The organism is Pseudomonas sp. MM211 (genome assembly GCF_020386635.1).
Lineage (GTDB): Bacteria > Pseudomonadota > Gammaproteobacteria > Pseudomonadales > Pseudomonadaceae > Aquipseudomonas.
The window spans coordinates 4999808-5018020 of record NZ_CP081942.1 but is presented as its reverse complement, the minus strand read 5'-3'; the positions used below and the strand labels follow the sequence as shown (position 1 = coordinate 5018020).

Sequence of the window (18213 nt, the reverse complement as noted above, 5' to 3'; positions counted from 1 at the left end):
TCAAGGAACTACCATGTCCCAAGTCAATATGCGCGATATGCTGAAGGCCGGTGTGCACTTCGGTCACCAGACCCGTTACTGGAACCCGAAAATGGGCAAATACATTTTCGGCGCGCGTAACAAGATTCACATCATCAACCTTGAGAAGACCCTGCCGATGTTCAACGACGCCCTGGCGTTCGTTGAAAAGCTGGCTGCTGGCAAGAACAAGATCCTGTTCGTCGGCACCAAGCGTTCCGCTGGCAAGATCGTTCGCGAAGAAGCTGCTCGTTGCAACTCGCCGTTCGTCGATCACCGCTGGTTGGGTGGCATGCTCACCAACTACAAAACCATCCGTGCTTCGATCAAGCGTCTGCGTGATCTGGAAGTGCAGTCCCAGGACGGCACTTTCACCAAGCTGACCAAGAAAGAAGCGCTGATGCGCTCGCGCGATCTGGAAAAACTGGATCGCAGCCTGGGTGGTATCAAGGACATGGGCGGTCTGCCGGACGCTCTGTTCGTCATCGACGTTGATCACGAGCGCATCGCGATCACCGAAGCCAACAAGCTGGGCATCCCGGTAATCGGCGTTGTCGATACCAACAGCAGCCCAGAAGGTGTTGACTACATCATCCCGGGTAACGACGACGCCATCCGCGCCATCCAGCTGTACATGGGTGCCATGGCTGACGCCGTGATTCGTGCTCGCAGCAACGCTGGTGGCGCTACCGAAGCGTTCGTCGAAGAAGCACCGGCTGCTGAAGCTGCCGAAGGCTAAGCGGTAACGCAGAGCATCTAGTGTTATGCGCTGCGCAAAAAGGGGGCTAGGCCCCCTTTTTGCCACTCACAGATTTGATCGCCTGTTATGACGGGCGATGGTTGAAGACCTACCAAAGAGGATTTTCAAAATGGCAGAGATTACTGCAGCCCTGGTTAAAGAACTGCGCGAGCGCACCGCCCAAGGCATGATGGAATGCAAGAAGGCCCTGGTTGCCGCTGGTGGCGATATCGAGAAGGCCATTGACGACATGCGCGCTTCGGGTGCCATCAAGGCCGCCAAGAAAGCTGGCAACATCGCCGCTGAGGGTGCTATCGCCGCTCGCGTCGAAGGTGGCCGTGGCGTGATCATCGAAGTCAACTCGCAGACCGACTTCCTGGCTCTGCAGGACGACTTCAAAGGCTTCGTAAAAGACAGCCTGAACGAAGCCTTCGCTCAGAACCTGACCGAAGTCGCTCCGCTGATCGCTTCGCGCGAGTCCGCTCGTGAAGCGCTGGTTGCCAAGTGCGGTGAGAACGTCAACATCCGTCGTTTGACTGCTGTTTCCGGTGAAACCGTTGGTGCCTACCTGCACGGTCACCGTATCGGTGTTCTGGTCGTTCTGAAAGGCGGTAACGACGAGCTGGCCAAGCACGTTGCCATGCACGTCGCTGCCTCCAACCCAGCCGTTGTTACCCCGGATCAGGTCTCGGAAGAGCTGGTTGCCAAGGAAAAAGAAATCTTCCTGCAACTGAACGCCGACAAGATCGCTGGCAAGCCGGAAAACATCGTCGAGAACATGATCAAGGGCCGTATCAACAAGTTCCTGGCCGAAGCCAGCCTGGTTGAGCAAGCCTTCATCATGGATCCAGAAGTCAAGGTCGGTGACCTGGTCAAGAAAGCCGGTGCTGAAATCGTTTCCTTCGTGCGTTACGAAGTGGGCGAAGGTATCGACAAGGGCGAGACTGACTTCGCTGCCGAAGTCGCTGCCCAGGTTGCTGCCAGCAAGCAGTAATAGGCCGCTCAGCTAGTGCCCCAGAAGAGGCTGCCCGCTCACGCGCGCGGCCTCTTTTTCAAATGGGCTTTTTTTCAAAACGTCGGTTGGTGCCTGGGGCACGAACGGTCGTGAGCGCTGTCGAAGCGCTCAGCATGGGCGAGCCACGTGGCTCGCACGTTTTCTTACGCCGCAGGAGAGACTGGTAATGGCTCAGCAGGTGAGTGGTCGTCAACCGCGCTATAAGCGCATTCTGCTCAAACTCAGCGGCGAGGCCCTGATGGGGTCAGAAGATTTCGGTATCGACCCCAAGGTACTGGATCGCATGGCGCTGGAGGTCGGTCAATTGGTCGGTATCGGCGTGCAGGTCGGCCTGGTGATCGGTGGCGGCAACCTGTTTCGTGGTGCCGCATTGAGCGCTGCTGGCATGGATCGGGTGACCGGTGATCACATGGGTATGCTGGCCACGGTGATGAACGCCCTGGCGATGCGCGATGCTTTGGAGCGCTCGAATATTCCAGCGCTGGTCATGTCGGCCATTTCGATGGTCGGGGTCACCGATCACTATGACCGCCGCAAGGCCATGCGCCACTTGAAAACCGGTGAGGTGGTGATTTTCGCTGCTGGCACTGGCAACCCATTCTTCACCACCGACTCAGCCGCTTGCCTGCGGGCGATCGAGATTGATGCCGATGTGGTGCTGAAGGCAACCAAGGTGGATGGTGTGTACACTGCCGATCCCTTCAAGGATCCGCATGCGGAAAAATTTGATCGCCTCACCTATGACGAGGTGTTGGATCGCAAGTTGGGCGTGATGGATCTGACGGCCATCTGTTTGTGCCGTGACCATAATATGCCACTGCGTGTTTTTAATATGAATAAGCCGGGCGCCCTGCTGAATATCGTAGTGGGTGGCGCTGAAGGTACTTTGGTCGAGGGAAGTAAAGAATGATCAACGAAATCAAGAAGGACGCCCAGGCGCGCATGCAGAAGAGCGTGGAATCGCTGGCTAACGCATTCAGCCGCATCCGCACGGGTCAGGCTCATCCGAGCATCCTCGGTGGCGTGATGGTGCCTTACTACGGCGCTGACACCCCGCTGAGCCAGGTTGCCAACGTGACCGTTAAAGACTCGCGCACCCTGCAGGTCGTTGCGTTCGAGCGCAGCATGCTGGCTGCCGTGGATAAGGCGATTCAGAGCTCCGGTCTGGGTTTCAACCCGACCAACCTTGGCGAGCTGCTGCTGATCTCCATGCCGGCGCTGACCGAAGAAACCCGCAAGGGCTTCACCAAGCAGGCGCGTGACGCTGCGGAAGACGGCCGTGTGGCCGTGCGCAATATCCGTCGTGATGCCCTGAGCCAGCTCAAGGATCTGGTCAAGGAAAAGGAAATCAGCGAAGACGAAGAGCGTCGTGCTGCTGACGATATCCAGAAGCTCACCGACAAGTTCGTGGCCGACATCGAAGCTGCCGTTAAGCAGAAAGAAGCGGATCTGATGGCCGTCTGACGGCCAGGAAGTCGCCATGGATAATTCCAAAGTCGGTGCCGCGATGGTCGTTCCGCGGCACGTGTCGGTCATTATGGATGGTAATAACCGCTGGGCGCGCAAGCGCCTGCTGCCCGGTGTCGCCGGGCACAAGGCGGGCGTCGATGCCGTGCGTGCGGTGATTGAGGTATGTGCCGAGTCCGGTGTCGAGGTGTTGACCCTGTTCGCGTTCTCCAGTGAGAACTGGCAGCGGCCTGCCGAAGAAGTCGGGGCGCTGATGGAGTTGTTCCTAAGTGCCTTGCGTCGGGAAACGCGCAAGCTCGATGAGAACGGCATCAGCCTGCGTATCATTGGCGACCGCTCGCGCTTTCATCCAGAGCTGCAAGCCGCAATGCGTGAGGCAGAGGCCAAAACGTCGGGCTTGCCAGGCGAAAAGCGCTTCATCTTGCAGATTGCTGCAAATTACGGTGGCCAGTGGGATATCGCCCAGGCTGCCCAGCGCCTTGCGCGAGAAGTTCAGGGCGGGCATTTGCAGCCTGAGGACATTACTCCGGGTCTGCTGCAGAGCTGCCTGGTTACGGGTGAGCTGCCGCTGCCCGACTTGTGCATCCGCACGGGTGGTGAGCATCGGATCAGCAATTTCCTGCTCTGGCAGATGGCTTACAGCGAGCTGTATTTTTCCGACCTGTTGTGGCCGGACTTCAAACACGACGCCATGCGCGCAGCGCTGGCAGATTTTGCCAAGCGTCAGCGGCGCTTCGGCAAAACCAGTGAACAAGTAGAAGCCGAGGCCCGCGCCTGATGCTCAAGCAACGAATCATTACGGCGCTGATCCTGTTGCCGATCGCTCTTGCAGGTTTTTTCCTGCTCGAGGGCAGCGCGTTCGCGCTGTTCATCGCTGCCGTGGTGGTGCTTGGCGCCTGGGAATGGGCTCGCCTGGCCGGTTTCGCCACTCAGTCGCTGCGTATCGGCTACGCGGCGCTGGTGGCGGTGCTGCTTTACCTGTTGCAGGGTCTGCCCGCGCTGGCGCCCTGGGTTTTGGGTATTGGTGTGCTGTGGTGGGCGTTCGCGACCTTTCTGGTGCTCAACTATCCGCACAGCAGCCGCTACTGGGGCGGTTTGCCGGGCCGCTTGCTGATCGGCCTGCTGATTCTGCTGCCGGCCTGGCAAGGCCTGGTGGTGGTGAAGCAGTGGCAGCTTGCCAACTGGCTGATCCTGGCTGTGATGGCGCTGGTCTGGGTGGCGGATATCGGTGCCTATTTCTCGGGTAAACGATTCGGCAAGCGCAAGCTGGCCCCGCAGGTCAGTCCTGGCAAGAGCTGGGAAGGTCTGATTGGTGGCCTGCTGCTCAGTCTGCTGCTGACCGTGATCGTTGGTCTGTACCGTGACTGGTCGTTCGGCGAGTTCCTTCTGGCGCTACCGGCTGCGGCTCTGGTGGTGCTGATTTCCGTGGTTGGCGATCTGACCGAAAGCATGTTCAAGCGTCAGTCCGGCATCAAGGACAGCAGTAATCTGCTGCCTGGTCATGGTGGTGTACTCGATCGCATCGACAGCCTTACGGCGGCGGTGCCGGTGTTCGCCGTACTGCTGTGGCTCGCTGGCTGGGGCGCGCTGTGAGTCAGGTGCAGCGCATTACCGTGCTTGGCGCCACGGGCTCGATCGGCCTCAGCACGCTCGACGTCATCGCCCGTCACCCCGCCCGTTATCAGGTTTTCGCGCTGACCGCGTTCAGCCGCGTGGCGGAGCTGGAAGCGCTGTGCGTGATCCATCGGCCGAGCTTCGCCGTCGTTGCGGATGTGCAGGCGGCGAATGATCTGCAGGCTCGCCTGCGTCTCGCCGGCCTCGCTACCCACGTGCTGTTTGGTGAGGCAGGGTTGTGCGAGGTATCGGCGCATGCCGAGGTGGACGCCGTGATGGCGGCCATCGTCGGTGCGGCAGGTCTCAAGCCCACGCTGGCAGCGGTGGAGGCGGGCAAGAAGGTGCTGCTGGCCAACAAGGAAGCGCTGGTGATGTCGGGCGCGCTGTTCATGCGCGCCGTGCGTCAGAGTGGTGCCGTGCTGCTGCCTATCGACAGTGAGCACAACGCGATTTTTCAGTGCCTGCCGCAGGATTATGCCCGTGGCCTGCAGCCGGTTGGCGTGCGTCGCATTCTGCTGACCGCGTCCGGCGGCCCGTTCCGGGAAACCACGCCCGAGGCACTGCATGCAGTGACTCCCGAGCAGGCCTGCGCTCATCCCAATTGGTCGATGGGGCGCAAGATTTCCGTCGACTCGGCGAGCATGATGAACAAGGGGCTGGAGCTGATCGAGGCCTGCTGGCTGTTCGATGCGCGCCCTGATCAGGTCGAAGTGGTAATCCACCCGCAGAGCGTCATCCACTCGCTGGTCGATTACGTCGACGGTTCGGTGCTCGCCCAGTTGGGTAATCCCGACATGCGTACCCCCATCGCTCACGCACTGGCGTGGCCGCAGCGCATCGATTCCGGTGTCGCGCCGCTGGATCTGCTGAAGATTGCGCGGCTTGATTTTCAGGCCCCCGACGATGTGCGTTTCCCCTGTCTGCGCCTGGCGCGTCAGGCGGCAGAGGCGGGCGGCAGTGCGCCAGCGATGCTCAATGCCGCGAACGAAGTAGCGGTTGCGGCGTTTCTCGATCGGCGTATTCGCTTTACCGATATCGCGCGTATCATTGACGGCGTTCTCGAGGCTGAGCCGGCTGTCGCGGTCGAGTGCCTCGACGCCGTGCTCGAGGCCGACCGCCGTGCGCGGGAATTGGCTGGGCAGTGGTTGAATCGTGGAGAGGTGGCATGAGCGCACTGTATATGATCGTCGGCACCCTGATTGCGCTCGGGGTGCTGGTGACCTTTCATGAGTACGGTCATTTCTGGGTGGCCCGACGCTGCGGCGTCAAGGTGCTGCGTTTTTCGGTAGGCTTCGGCACGCCGCTGGTGCGCTGGCATGATCGCCAGGGCACGGAATTCGTGATCGCCGCCATCCCGCTCGGTGGCTACGTGAAAATGCTCGACGAGCGTGAGGGTGATGTGCCCCCGGCGCTGGCTGAGCAATCGTTCAACCGCAAGACCGTTGGGCAGCGTATCGCCATCGTGGCCGCAGGCCCGGCCGCCAACTTCGCATTGGCGCTGGTGTTCTTCTGGCTGGTAGCCATGCTGGGTAGCCAGCAGGTACGTCCGGTCATCGGTGCGGTCGAGGCGGGGAGCCTGGCCCAAGTCGCCGGCTTGCAGGCTGGTGAAGAGATCGTATCGGTCAATGGCAAGGCGACGTCGGGTTGGTCGGCAGTCAATCTGCAACTGGTGAGGCGCCTTGGCGAAAGCGGCGAGCTGGAAATCACCACCCGTCCTGTTGATGGGGGTGCTGATACGCTGCGCCGAGTCGAGCTGGATAATTGGCTGCGCGGCGCCAATGAGCCTGATCCGATCGCTTCGCTGGGGCTGCGCCCATGGCGTCCGAGCCTGGAACCCGTGTTAGCCGAGTTCGATCCGGAGGGCCCTGCGCAAGCTGCCGGGCTGCGCTCTGGAGATCGCCTGCTGGCGCTGAATGAACAGCCACTGGTCGATTGGCAAGATCTTGTTGATCGTGTGCGTGGATTGCCGGGGCAGTCGGTATCACTGTCGCTGGAGCGTGATGGACAGCGTCTGGATGTGCCCGTCACCTTGGCGAGCCGTGGTGAAGGTGAGGCGGCCAGCGGTTATCTGGGCGCTGGTGTAGCCTCTGCTCAATGGCCGGAGCAAATGCTTCGCGAGGTTAGCTACGGGCCACTGGAAGCCATTGCCGAGGCTGCTTCTCGTACTTGGACAATGAGTGTTCTGACCCTCGATTCACTGAAGAAAATGCTCTTCGGCGAGCTCTCGGTAAAAAACTTGAGCGGGCCGATAACCATTGCTAAAGTGGCGGGCGCTTCGGCCGAGTCAGGCCTCGGGGACTTCTTGAATTTCCTCGCCTACCTGAGTATCAGCTTGGGCGTTCTCAATTTGCTGCCTATTCCGGTTCTGGATGGGGGGCATCTGCTTTATTACCTGGTCGAGTGGGTGCGGGGTCGTCCGCTCTCCGAACGGGTGCAGGGTTGGGGGATGCAGATTGGTATCAGCCTGGTTATCGGGGTGATGCTTCTGGCTCTGGTCAATGATCTGGGGCGCCTGTGACCTCTGCTGAATTACATATCTTTCGTCTCGAACGACTGATTTCTTATCGTTAGTTGGAATAAGAAAGGACTTCATGAAACGTCTGCTGCTACCTGCGGTGCTTGCCGCATTGATGATCGCCGAAGTTCACGCCGAGTCCTTCACCATCTCCGATATTCGCGTTAACGGTCTGCAACGCGTCTCTGCGGGCAGTTTGTTCGGCGCGCTGCCCTTGAACGTGGGCGAGTCAGCCGACGACCGCACGCTGGTCGAGGCGACCCGTGAACTGTTCAAGACCGGTTTCTTCCAAGATATCCAGCTCGGCCGCGATGGCAACGTGCTGGTTATTACCGTGGTCGAGCGCCCGTCGATTTCCAGTATCGAGATCGAAGGTAACAAGGCCATCAGCAGTGATGACCTGCTCAAGGGGCTGACCCAGTCCGGCTTGGCCGAAGGCGAGATCTTCCAGCGCGCCACCCTCGAAGGTGTGCGTAACGAACTGCAGCGCCAGTACGTGGCCCAGGGCCGCTACTCCGCCGAGATCGACGCTGAAGTAATTCCGCAGCCGCGCAACCGTGTCGCGCTGAAGATCAACATCAACGAAGGCACCGTTGCGGCCATCCAGCACATCAACGTGGTGGGTAACAACGTCTTTTCCGACGAAGACCTCAATGATCTGTTCGAGCTGAAGACCACCAACTGGCTGTCGTTCTTCCGCAATGATGACAAGTACGCCCGTGAGAAACTCTCCGGTGACTTGGAGCGTCTGCGTTCCTATTACCTGGATCGCGGCTACATCAACATGGATATCACCTCCACCCAGGTGTCCATCACCCCGGACAAGAAACACGTCTACATCACCGTCAACATCGATGAAGGCGAGAAGTACACCGTCCGTGACGTGAAACTTTCCGGTGATCTCAAGGTGCCGGAAGAAGAAGTCCGCGCCTTGCTGCTGGTCAAGGAAGGCCAGGTGTTCTCCCGTAAGGTGATGACCACCACTAGCGAGCTGATCACCCGTCGCCTGGGTAACGAGGGTTACACCTTCGCTAACGTCAACGGCGTACCTGAACCGCATGATGACGACAACTCGGTATCGATTACTTTCGTCGTCGATCCGGGCAAGCGTGCTTACGTCAATCGCATCAACTTCCGTGGCAACACCAAGACCGAAGACGAAGTGCTGCGCCGTGAGATGCGTCAGATGGAAGGTGGCTGGGCTTCGACCTACCTGATCGACCAGTCCAAGGTGCGACTGGAGCGCCTTGGCTTCTTCAAGGAAGTTAACGTCGAAACCCCGCAAGTACCGGGTACCGATGACCAGGTTGACGTCAATTACAGCGTCGAGGAGCAGGCTTCCGGTTCTATCACCGCTAGCGTCGGCTTCGCACAGAATGCCGGTTTGATCCTTGGTGGCTCGATTACCCAGAACAACTTCCTGGGTAGCGGTAACCGTGTCAGCCTTGGCCTGACCCGTAGCGAATACCAGAGCCGCTATAACTTCAGCTTCGTCGATCCCTACTGGATCGAAGATGGTGTGAGCCTGGGCTACAACGCCTTTTACCGCACCACTGACTACGACGAGCTCGATGTCGACGTATCCAGCTACTCGGTCGACAGCCTGGGCGCCGGCATCAACATCGGTTACCCGATCAGCGAGACCGCTCGTTTGACCTACGGCCTGACCGTGCAGCAGGACGAGATCAATACCGGTCGTTACACTGTCGACGAGATCTTCGATTTCACCCGTCAGGAAGGCGAGAAGTACCTCAACTTGAAAGCCTCCGTCGGCTGGTCGAGTCCACGCTAAACCGTGGCGTGCTGGCCAACCGTGGTCACTCGCAGAGCCTGGTGTTCGAAACTACCGTGCCGGGTAGCGACCTGTCGTTCTACAAACTCGATTACCGTGGCCAGGTCTTCAAGCCACTGACCGACACCTACACGATGCGTTTCCACACGCAGCTGGGTTACGGCGGCGCGTTTGGCTCTACCAGCAAACTGCCGTTCTATGAGAACTACTACGCCGGTGGTTTCAACTCGGTGCGTGGTTTCGAAGACAGCAGCCTGGGCCCGCGCAGTACGCCGAGCACCGGGAACAACGAAGGCACTCTGCGAGACCCGGATCAGGATCCGCTGCCGTTCGGTGGTAACGTGCTGATCCAGGGTGGTGCGGAGTTGCTGTTCCCACTGCCGTTCGTCAAGGATCAACGTTCGTTGCGTACCGCGTTGTTCTGGGATGTGGGTAACGTGTTCGATACCGATTGCAGTTCCGGACAGAAACGCCGTGGCGATAGCTGCGACATCGATTTTGGCAACCTGGCTAGCTCCGTTGGCGTGGGCGTCACCTGGATCACCGCACTTGGCCCGCTGAGCTTCAGCCTGGCGATGCCGGTGAAAAAACCGGACGACGCCGACACCCAAGTATTTCAGTTCTCCCTCGGCCAGACGTTCTAAGCGTCTGCTCATGAATCACGAAGACAGTTTTTCTGCAGGAGTTGCACCGTGCGTAAGTTGACTCAACTGGTTCTGTTAAGCGCTGCTCTGCTGGCAACCCCGGCATTTGCGGAAATGAAGGTTGCGGTACTGAATTATCAGATGGCTCTGCTCGAATCGGACGCAGCCAAGCGCTACGCGGTCGATGCCGAGAAAAAATTCGGCCCGCAACTGAACAAGCTCAAGACCCTGGAAAGTGATGCCCAGCGTATTCAGGATCGCGTCGTCAAAGACGGTGAGAAGATGCAGACTGCTGAGCGCGAACGTCTCGAGTTGGACTTCAAGCAGAAGGCCCGTGACTTTCAGTTCCAGTCCAAGGAGCTGAACGAAGCCAAGGCTGTTGCTGACCGCGAGATGCTCAAGAAGCTCAAACCCAACCTGGACAAAGCTGTTGAAGAGGTCATCAAGGCCGGCAACTTTGACCTGGTGCTGGAGCGTGGTGCGGTGATCGATGTCAAACCACAGTTCGACATCACTCGCCAAGTCATCGAGCGCATGAACCAGATGCGTTGATGATGTCTATGCCTGTATTCACCCTCGGTCAGTTGGCCGAGCGGTTGGGTGCCACCTTGCGTGGCACTGCTGATCATGCGGTCGACGGGCTGGCAACCTTACAGGATGCCGGCCCGTCTCAGCTGACGTTCCTGTCGAACGCTCAGTACCGCAAGCATCTGACTAGCTGCCAGGCTGCTGCTGTGCTGCTGACTGCCGCTGACGCAGAAGGCTTCAGCGGCAATGCGTTGATTGTGGCCAATCCCTATCTGGCTTACGCCTCGCTGTCTCACTTGTTTGATCGCAAGCCAAAGGCGACGGCGGGTATTCACCCCACTGCGCTGGTAGCCGATGATGCTCAGGTCGACCCCAGTGCCGCTATCGGGCCCTATGTGGTGATCGAGAGTGGCGCAAGGATCGCAGCAGGTGTGTCGTTGGGCGCGCATTGCGTAGTCGGCGCGCGCTCCGAGATCGGTGAAGGCGGCTGGTTGGCACCGCGGGTTACGCTGTACCACGATGTGCGTATCGGTAAGCGGGTAGTCATTCAGTCGGGCGCGGTGATCGGTGGTGAGGGCTTCGGCTTTGCCAACGAGAAGGGCGTCTGGCAGAAGATCGCCCAGATTGGCGGTGTGAGTATCGGCGATGACGTCGAGATCGGTGCCAATACCACACTTGATCGCGGCGCGCTGTCCGATACCCGCATTGGTAATGGCGTGAAGCTGGATAACCAGATCATGATCGCGCACAACGTGCAGGTCGGTGACAACACGGCAATGGCTGCCTGTGTCGGTATTTCCGGCAGCACCTCGATCGGCAAAAACTGCATGATCGCCGGCGGTGTTGGCATGGTCGGGCACATCGATGTATGCGACGGTGTATTTGTTACCGGAATGACCATGGTCACTCGCTCGATCACCGAGCCTGGGGCCTACTCATCAGGTACCGCCATGCAACCTGCAGGCGAGTGGAAGAAAAGCGTGGCGCGTATCCGCCAGCTGGATGACATGGCACGGCGTGTGAAGCAGTTGGAAAAACAGCTGAAAGCCGTGACCTCGAGCGGGAATGCCTCATCTGATGCCTGAGCCGGCTGCTGCCGTGCTCTCTTCTTTTTATTACGGGCTTCTCTGGAAATGATGGACATCAACGAAATTCGCGAGTACTTGCCGCACCGTTATCCGTTCCTGCTGGTGGATCGGGTTACGGATCTGGATCTTGAAGGCAAGAGCGTTCGTGCCTATAAGAATGTCAGCGTCAACGAGCCATTCTTCAACGGCCATTTTCCCGAGCATCCGATCATGCCTGGTGTCCTCATTATCGAGGCCATGGCTCAAGCTGCAGGTATTCTCGGTTTCAAAATGATGGACGTGAAGCCTGCCGACGGTACGCTCTACTATTTCGTTGGCTCCGATAAGCTACGCTTTCGTCAGCCGGTAGTGCCTGGCGACCAGCTGATTCTCGAGGCCAAGTTCCTCAGTAGCAAGCGCAGCATTTGGAAGTTCGAATGCAAGGCCACGGTCGATGGCAAGGAAGTATGCTCGGCCGAAATCATCTGTGCGGAACGCAAGTTATGAGTTTGATTGACCCTCGCGCCATCATCGATCCCAGCGCCAAGCTGGCTGACGACGTCGTCGTCGGCCCTTGGTCGATCATTGGGCCCGACGTAGAAATAGGCGAGGGCACTGTGCTGGGTCCCAATGTGATCATCAAAGGGCCAACCCGTATCGGGAAGCACAACAAGATCTATCAGTTCGCCTCGCTCGGCGAAGACACCCCTGATCGCAAGTACAAGGGTGAGCCTACGCGTCTGGTCATCGGTGATCACAACATCATCCGTGAAGGCGTGACCATGCACCGTGGCACCATTCAGGATCGTGACGAAACCACCATCGGTGATCACAACCTGCTCATGGCCTATGCCCATATTGGGCATGACAGCGTCGTCGGTAACCACTGCATCTTGGTCAACAACGTTGCCCTGGCCGGTCATGTGCACATCGGCGATTGGGCGATTCTGTCCGGTTACACCCTGGTTCACCAATTCTGCCATATCGGTGCGCATGCCTTCGCTGGCATGGGTGCGGCGATCGGTAAGGATGTTCCAGCTTACGTTACCGTGTCTGGCAATCCTGCCGAGGCGCGCAGCATGAACTTCGAGGGCCTGCGCCGTCGTGGTTTCAGCTCCGAGGCGATGCAGGCACTGCGCCGTGCCTACAAGATCGTCTACCGCCAGGGTTTCACCATCGAAGAAGCATTGGTGGAGCTGGAAGATGTAGCCAAGCAGTTTTCCGAAGTAGCGGTGTTCCGTGACTCGATCCTGACCTCTAGCCGCGGCATCACCCGCTGACCCATGGCTGAGGTATTGCGTGTCGCGCTGGTCGCCGGCGAGGCATCCGGCGATATTCTGGGTTCAGGCCTGATGCAGGCTCTGAAGGCACAGCACCCCAATGTGCAGTTCATCGGTGTCGGCGGGCCGCGTATGCAGGCCGAGGGGCTGGTCAGCGACTTTCCCATGGAGCGCCTGGCGGTCATGGGGCTGGTCGAGGTGCTTGGCCGTTTGCCCGAGCTGCTGTCGCGCCGCCGCCGGCTGATCGCCAGTCTGATCGAGCGCAAGCCTGATGTGTTCATCGGCATCGACGCACCGGATTTCACCCTGGGTGTCGAACTCAAGCTGCGCCGCGCTGGAATTCGTACCGTGCATTACGTCAGCCCATCGGTATGGGCCTGGCGGCAGAAGCGCGTACTGAAGATTCGCGAAGCCTGCGACCTGATGCTTACCCTGTTTCCTTTCGAGGCGCAGTTCTACGAGGCGCATCAGGTGCCCGTGTGCTTCGTCGGTCATCCACTGGCAGACGCCATCCCGTTGCAGGCCGACCGCGCTGCGGCTCGCGAACTGCTCGGGTTGCCCTTGGACGCGCCCGTGGTGGCATTGCTGCCAGGTAGCCGCGGCGGTGAAGTGTCGCGCCTCGGCAGTCTGTTTCTTGATGCTGCGGAGCGCCTGCGTGCGTTGCGTCCGGGTGTTCGCTTCGTATTGCCTTGCGCCAGCCCCGAGCGTCGCCAGCAGCTCGAGCAGATGCTCGGTGGGCGTGATCTTCCGCTACAGTTGCTCGACGGTCGCTCCCACGATGCTCTGGCTGCCTGCGATGCGGTGCTGATCGCGTCCGGCACCGCCACCCTCGAGGCGCTGCTGTACAAGCGGCCGATGGTGGTGGCCTATCGTGTGGCGCCGATGACCTTCAGCATTCTCAAGCGCCTGGTGACGAGTCCTTACATCTCGCTGCCCAATCTGCTTGCTCAGCGGCTGCTAGTGCCCGAACTGATTCAGGATGCGGCCACTGCTGAGTCGCTGGCCCAGACGGTGTCACCGCTGCTGGTCGATGGCGACGTGCAGACCGAGGGCTTCGATGCCATTCACCGCACGCTGCGACGTGGTGCCTCCGAACGCGCCGCTACTGCGGTGCTCGATCTGCTGGGGCGTCGCTGATGCAAATGGGCCTGGATTTTTCGACCGTCGAAGAACTGGTCGCTGGTGTCGACGAAGTCGGCCGCGGCCCGCTGTGTGGCGCAGTGGTTACCGCTGCAGTGATCCTCGACCCGGCGCGGCCGATCCTTGGTCTCAATGACTCCAAGAAGCTCAGCGAAGCGCGGCGCGAGAAGCTGTTCGACGAAATTCGCGAAAAGGCCCTGGCCTGGTGCATCGCCCGGGCTGACGTGGAGGAGATCGACCGCCTGAATATCCTGCATGCCACCATGTTGGCCATGCAGCGTGCCGTCGAAGGCCTGAGTGTCACGCCGAAACTGGCGCTGATCGACGGCAACCGCTGCCCCAAGCTTTCCGTGCCCAGCGCGCCTGTGGTCGGTGGTGATGCGTTGGTGCCGGCGATTGCTGCTGCCTCGATCCTCGCCAAGGTCAGCCGTGATCGTGAGATGCGTGAGCTCGACGCGCTGTATCCGGGTTATGGCATCGCCCTGCACAAGGGCTATCCGACGCCCGTGCACCTCGAGGCCTTGATTCGTCTGGGCCCGACTCCCATCCATCGGCGTTCCTTTGCGCCGGTACGCCGCTTGCTGGAAGCCACAAGCGGTAGCTGAGCGTACTCGGCCCGCTGTCCATCCTTCCAGTTGCGGTACAATCCGCGTTTTGTCGCTTTTCCTGCAGGGCTTCTTCATGGCTGTTTCTTTCGTTCATCTTCGCCTGCACACCGAATACTCCCTGGTCGACGGACTGGTTCGCGTCAAGCCGCTGGTCAAGGCGGTTGCCGGCTTGGCAATGCCTGCCGTGGCGGTCACCGACATGAGCAACATGTGCTCGCTGGTGAAGTTCTACAAAGCCGCCATGGGCGCCGGTATCAAGCCGATCTGCGGCGCCGATATCTGGCTCGCCAGCGCTTACGAAGACGGCCCGCTGACCCGCATGACCCTGCTGGCGATGAACCCCAAGGGCTATCGCAACCTCACCGAGCTGGTTTCCCGCGGCTGGAGTGAAGGGCAGAGCAATGATCTGGTGATCATTCAGCGCGACTGGGTGAAGGCTGCCAGCGAAGGCCTGATCGCCCTGTCCGGTGCCAAGGAGGGTGAGATCGGTCACGCGCTGCTCGATGGCGAGCTGGCCAAGGCCGAAGCGCTGCTGCAGGAATGGCAGGCGGTGTTCCCGGAGCGTTTCTATCTGGAGGTTCAGCGCACCAGCCGCGTCAACGACGAAGAGCACGTGCATGCTGCCGTGGCCTTGGCCGATAAGCTGGGGGCGCCTCTGGTCGCCACCAACGATGTGCGTTTCCTCAAGCAGGGTGATTTCGAGGCCCATGAAACCCGCGTCTGCATCGGTGAAAGCCGCATTCTCGACGACGCGCGGCGGCCACGTATCTACTCCGACCAGCAGTACCTGAAGTCGCCGGAAGAGATGGCCGAGCTGTTCAGCGATCTGCCCGATGCGCTGGAAAACACTGTCGAGATCGCCAAGCGTTGCAATATCGAGGTAACGCTGGGCAAGTACTTCCTGCCGGACTTCCCGGTGCCGGAAGGCATGACCATCGATGAATATTTCCGCAAGGTATCGTTCGATGGCCTTGATGAGCGCCTTGAGGTTCTGCTGCCCAAGGACACCCCGGACTACGACGCGAAGAAGCAGGTCTACATCGACCGTCTGAATTTCGAGCTGGATATCATCATCCAGATGGGCTTCCCCGGTTACTTCCTGATCGTCATGGACTTCATCCAGTGGGCCAAGAGCAACGGCGTGCCTGTCGGCCCAGGTCGTGGTTCAGGTGCCGGCTCGCTGGTGGCCTACGTGCAGAAGATCACCGACCTCGATCCCTTGGCCTACGATCTGCTGTTCGAACGTTTCCTCAATCCCGAACGTGTATCCATGCCCGACTTCGACGTCGACTTCTGCATGGATGGCCGTGACCGGGTGATCGATTACGTGGCCGAGAAGTACGGCCGTAATGCGGTAAGCCAGATCATCACCTTCGGCTCGATGGCGGCCAAGGCAGTGGTGCGCGACGTGGCGCGGGTGCAGGGCAAGTCCTACGGCCTGGCGGATCGTCTGTCGAAGATGATTCCGTTCGAAGTCGGCATGACCCTGGAAAAAGCCTTCGAAATGGAGGAACCGCTGCGCGACTTCCTCAAGAACGACGAAGAGGCCGCCGAGATCTGGGACATGTCCCTCAAGCTCGAAGGCATCGTCCGCGGCACCGGCAAGCACGCCGGGGGCGTGGTGATCGCGCCGACCAAGCTCACCGACTTCTCGCCGATCGCCTGTGACGAAGAGGGCGCCGGCCTGGTGACCCAGTTCGACAAGGACGATGTCGAGTCGGCCGGCCTGGTGAAGTTCGACTTCCTCGGCTTGCGTACCCTGACCATCATCAAGTGGGCGCTGGAGACCATCCATCGCGACCAGCGCGCCGCGGGCGAGCCGGAAGAGAAACTGGTCAACATCGATTTCATCCCGCTCGATGACAAGCCGACCTATCAGATGCTGCAGAAGGCGGAGACCACCGCGGTCTTCCAGCTCGAGTCGCGCGGCATGAAGGAGCTGATCAAGAAGCTCAAGCCCGACTGCCTGGAGGACATGATCGCACTGGTGGCGCTGTTCCGCCCCGGCCCGTTGCAATCGGGCATGGTGGACGACTTCATCAACCGTAAGCACGGCCGTGCCGAGCTGTCGTACCCGCACCCGGATTATCAGTACGCAGGCCTGGAGCCAGTACTCAAACCGACCTACGGGATCATCCTTTATCAGGAACAGGTGATGCAGATCGCCCAGGTCATGGGCGGTTATACCCTCGGCCAGGCGGACATGCTGCGCCGTGCCATGGGTAAGAAAAAGCCCGAGGAAATGGCCAAGCAGCGCGGCGGTTTCATCGAAGGCTGTGCGAGCAACAATATCAGCGCAGACCTGGCGGGCAACATCTTCGACCTGGTGGAGAAATTCGCCGGTTACGGCTTCAACAAGTCTCACTCGGCTGCCTATGGTCTGGTTTCCTACCAGACAGCCTGGCTGAAGGCGCATTACCCCGCGCCGTTCATGGCTGCCGTGCTGTCGGCGGACATGCACAACACCGACAAGGTGGTGATCCTCATCGAGGAATGCCGCAACATGAAGTTGCGCATCGATCCGCCGGATGTGAACGCCTCCGAGTACAAGTTCACCGTCAGCCATGACGCGAACAATGTGCCGCGGATTCTTTATGGTCTGGGCGCGGTCAAGGGCGTCGGCGAAGGCCCGGTTGAGGCCATTGTCGAGGCACGCCAGGACGGTCCGTTCAAGGATCTGTTCGACTTCTGCTCGCGGGTCGACCTCAAACGCATCAACAAACGCACCATGGACGCATTGATCCGCAGTGGTGCGCTGGATCGCCTGGGCCCGCATTTTTTCGACGAAATCAAAGCCTACCAGGCCAACATCGACCGCAACCGTGCAGTGCTGCTCTCTGCGATGGAAGAGGCCGTGCAGGCCGCCGAGCAGACCGCGCGCAGCCATGATAGCGGCCACATGGATCTGTTTGGCGGCGTGTTCGCCAGCCCAGAGGCCGATGTGTATGCCAACCATCACCGCGCCAAGGAGCTATCGCTCAAGGAGCGCCTCAAAGGCGAAAAGGACACCCTGGGCCTGTACCTGACGGGTCATCCAATCGACGAGTACGAAAGTGAGGTGCGGCGTTTCGCCCGCCAGCGCATCGTCGACCTCAAGCCAGCACGCGATACCCAGACCGTCGCCGGCCTGATCGTCAACCTGCGCGTGATGAAGAACAAGAAAGGCGACAAGATGGGCTTCATCACCCTGGACGACCGCTCCGGGCGCATCGAAGCCTCGCTGTTCGCCGAAGCCTTTTCCAGCAACCAGGCACTGCTGCAGAGCGATGCCCTGGTGGTGGTGGAAGGGGAGGTCAGTAATGATGATTTCTCCGGCGGCATGCGTCTGCGCGCCAAGCGGGTGATGAGCCTGGAGGAAGCGCGTACCGGCCTGGCCGAGAGCCTGCGTGTGCGCGTCCAGGCCAGCGAATTGAAAGGTGATCGTCTACGCTGGCTGGGTGATCTGTGCCGCCGTCATCGTGGCGCCTGCCCAATTACCGTGGACTACACCGGAGCCGACGCGAAAGCCTTGCTGCAGTTTGGCGAGGACTGGCGAATCGACCCGGCCGACAGCTTGATTCAAGCTTTGCGTGACCAGTTCGGACGAGAAAACGTCTTCCTGCAATACCGCTAGAATTGCGGCGCTGAAATGCGGGGCCAAGGCTCCGTACGACGCCCGTGACACTGCATGATCGCCGCCGACGCGAGCCAATCCCCCGGGTTTGGCTGCCGAGTGAATGCCTAGGTGCATTTGCTGGCATATTCGCTGCCGGAAGTGCCTTGCAAGTGTCGACCTGAATGCGCCTG

15 protein-coding genes and 1 pseudogene are annotated in these 18213 nt (G+C 59.9%); all 16 read left to right on the top strand.

Features of this window, described 5'->3' with window-relative positions; translation table 11 throughout:
- Positions 1-13 precede the first annotated feature (13 nt).
- A complete protein-coding gene (gene rpsB / locus K5Q02_RS23065; protein ID WP_225834712.1) occupies positions 14-757 on the top strand; it encodes a 30S ribosomal protein S2 in 744 nt (247 codons plus the stop codon).
- 130 nt (positions 758-887) lie between these two features.
- Positions 888-1751 (top strand): translation elongation factor Ts, encoded by an 864-nt coding sequence (tsf, locus tag K5Q02_RS23060; protein WP_225834710.1) that lies wholly within the window; start codon positions 888-890, stop codon positions 1749-1751.
- 187 nt (positions 1752-1938) lie between these two features.
- Positions 1939-2682, top strand: a complete 744-nt coding sequence (gene pyrH, locus K5Q02_RS23055; RefSeq protein ID WP_225834708.1) for a UMP kinase — start codon at positions 1939-1941, stop codon at positions 2680-2682.
- Complete coding sequence (gene frr / locus K5Q02_RS23050) at positions 2679-3236, top strand: ribosome recycling factor (RefSeq protein WP_225834706.1); 558 nt, start codon at positions 2679-2681, stop codon at positions 3234-3236. The genes pyrH and frr overlap by 4 nt, the downstream gene beginning before the upstream one ends.
- A 16-nt stretch (positions 3237-3252) precedes the next feature.
- Positions 3253-4017 carry a polyprenyl diphosphate synthase gene (gene uppS, locus K5Q02_RS23045; RefSeq protein ID WP_225834704.1) on the top strand — a complete coding sequence of 255 codons (765 nt, stop codon included), beginning with the start codon at positions 3253-3255 and terminating at the stop codon, positions 4015-4017.
- Positions 4017-4832, top strand: a complete 816-nt coding sequence (locus tag K5Q02_RS23040; RefSeq protein ID WP_225834702.1) for a phosphatidate cytidylyltransferase — start codon at positions 4017-4019, stop codon at positions 4830-4832. Before uppS ends, K5Q02_RS23040 begins: the two co-directional genes overlap by 1 nt.
- Entirely contained in the window at positions 4829-6022 is a 1194-nt protein-coding gene (gene ispC, locus K5Q02_RS23035; protein ID WP_225834700.1) for a 1-deoxy-D-xylulose-5-phosphate reductoisomerase, read from the top strand. Before K5Q02_RS23040 ends, ispC begins: the two co-directional genes overlap by 4 nt.
- Positions 6019-7371: a sigma E protease regulator RseP gene (gene rseP, locus K5Q02_RS23030; protein ID WP_225834698.1), complete on the top strand. Its 1353-nt coding sequence runs from the start codon at positions 6019-6021 to the stop codon at positions 7369-7371. Before ispC ends, rseP begins: the two co-directional genes overlap by 4 nt.
- A gap of 73 nt (positions 7372-7444) precedes the next feature.
- A pseudogene (gene bamA / locus K5Q02_RS23025) lies at positions 7445-9804 on the top strand (outer membrane protein assembly factor BamA).
- Between the two features lie 48 nt (positions 9805-9852).
- Positions 9853-10356 carry an OmpH family outer membrane protein gene (locus K5Q02_RS23020; protein WP_225834696.1) on the top strand — a complete coding sequence of 168 codons (504 nt, stop codon included), beginning with the start codon at positions 9853-9855 and terminating at the stop codon, positions 10354-10356.
- A complete protein-coding gene (gene lpxD / locus K5Q02_RS23015; protein WP_225834694.1) occupies positions 10356-11417 on the top strand; it encodes a UDP-3-O-(3-hydroxymyristoyl)glucosamine N-acyltransferase in 1062 nt (353 codons plus the stop codon). The genes K5Q02_RS23020 and lpxD overlap by 1 nt, the downstream gene beginning before the upstream one ends.
- A gap of 48 nt (positions 11418-11465) precedes the next feature.
- Positions 11466-11906, top strand: a complete 441-nt coding sequence (fabZ, locus tag K5Q02_RS23010; protein ID WP_042555181.1) for a 3-hydroxyacyl-ACP dehydratase FabZ — start codon at positions 11466-11468, stop codon at positions 11904-11906.
- Positions 11903-12679 (top strand): acyl-ACP--UDP-N-acetylglucosamine O-acyltransferase, encoded by a 777-nt coding sequence (gene lpxA, locus K5Q02_RS23005; protein WP_225834692.1) that lies wholly within the window; start codon positions 11903-11905, stop codon positions 12677-12679. Before fabZ ends, lpxA begins: the two co-directional genes overlap by 4 nt.
- Positions 12680-12682: 3 nt before the next feature.
- Positions 12683-13816: a lipid-A-disaccharide synthase gene (lpxB, locus tag K5Q02_RS23000; protein ID WP_225834690.1), complete on the top strand. Its 1134-nt coding sequence runs from the start codon at positions 12683-12685 to the stop codon at positions 13814-13816.
- Positions 13816-14424, top strand: coding sequence for a ribonuclease HII (gene rnhB, locus K5Q02_RS22995; protein WP_225834688.1), 609 nt, complete (start codon positions 13816-13818; stop codon positions 14422-14424). Before lpxB ends, rnhB begins: the two co-directional genes overlap by 1 nt.
- Positions 14425-14500: 76 nt before the next feature.
- The gene (gene dnaE / locus K5Q02_RS22990; protein WP_225834686.1) at positions 14501-18040 is read left to right on the top strand and encodes a DNA polymerase III subunit alpha; all 3540 of its coding nucleotides are present in this window, start codon (positions 14501-14503) and stop codon (positions 18038-18040) included.
- Positions 18041-18213 lie beyond the last annotated feature (173 nt).

Excerpts from the sequence above, each read along its gene's own strand:
- dnaE (WP_225834686.1), top strand. The coding sequence starts at position 14,501 with ATGGCTGTTTCTTTCGTTCATCTTCGCCTGCACACCGAATACTCCCTG.
- lpxB (WP_225834690.1), top strand. The coding sequence starts at position 12,683 with ATGGCTGAGGTATTGCGTGTCGCGCTGGTCGCCGGCGAGGCATCCGGC.
- lpxD (WP_225834694.1), top strand. The coding sequence starts at position 10,356 with ATGATGTCTATGCCTGTATTCACCCTCGGTCAGTTGGCCGAGCGGTTG.
- uppS (WP_225834704.1), top strand. The coding sequence starts at position 3,253 with ATGGATAATTCCAAAGTCGGTGCCGCGATGGTCGTTCCGCGGCACGTG.
- K5Q02_RS23040 (WP_225834702.1), top strand. The coding sequence starts at position 4,017 with ATGCTCAAGCAACGAATCATTACGGCGCTGATCCTGTTGCCGATCGCT.
- rpsB (WP_225834712.1), top strand. The coding sequence starts at position 14 with ATGTCCCAAGTCAATATGCGCGATATGCTGAAGGCCGGTGTGCACTTC.
- rnhB (WP_225834688.1), top strand. The coding sequence starts at position 13,816 with ATGCAAATGGGCCTGGATTTTTCGACCGTCGAAGAACTGGTCGCTGGT.
- pyrH (WP_225834708.1), top strand. The coding sequence starts at position 1,939 with ATGGCTCAGCAGGTGAGTGGTCGTCAACCGCGCTATAAGCGCATTCTG.
- lpxA (WP_225834692.1), top strand. The coding sequence starts at position 11,903 with ATGAGTTTGATTGACCCTCGCGCCATCATCGATCCCAGCGCCAAGCTG.
- rseP (WP_225834698.1), top strand. The coding sequence starts at position 6,019 with ATGAGCGCACTGTATATGATCGTCGGCACCCTGATTGCGCTCGGGGTG.
- fabZ (WP_042555181.1), top strand. The coding sequence starts at position 11,466 with ATGATGGACATCAACGAAATTCGCGAGTACTTGCCGCACCGTTATCCG.
- tsf (WP_225834710.1), top strand. The coding sequence starts at position 888 with ATGGCAGAGATTACTGCAGCCCTGGTTAAAGAACTGCGCGAGCGCACC.
- frr (WP_225834706.1), top strand. The coding sequence starts at position 2,679 with ATGATCAACGAAATCAAGAAGGACGCCCAGGCGCGCATGCAGAAGAGC.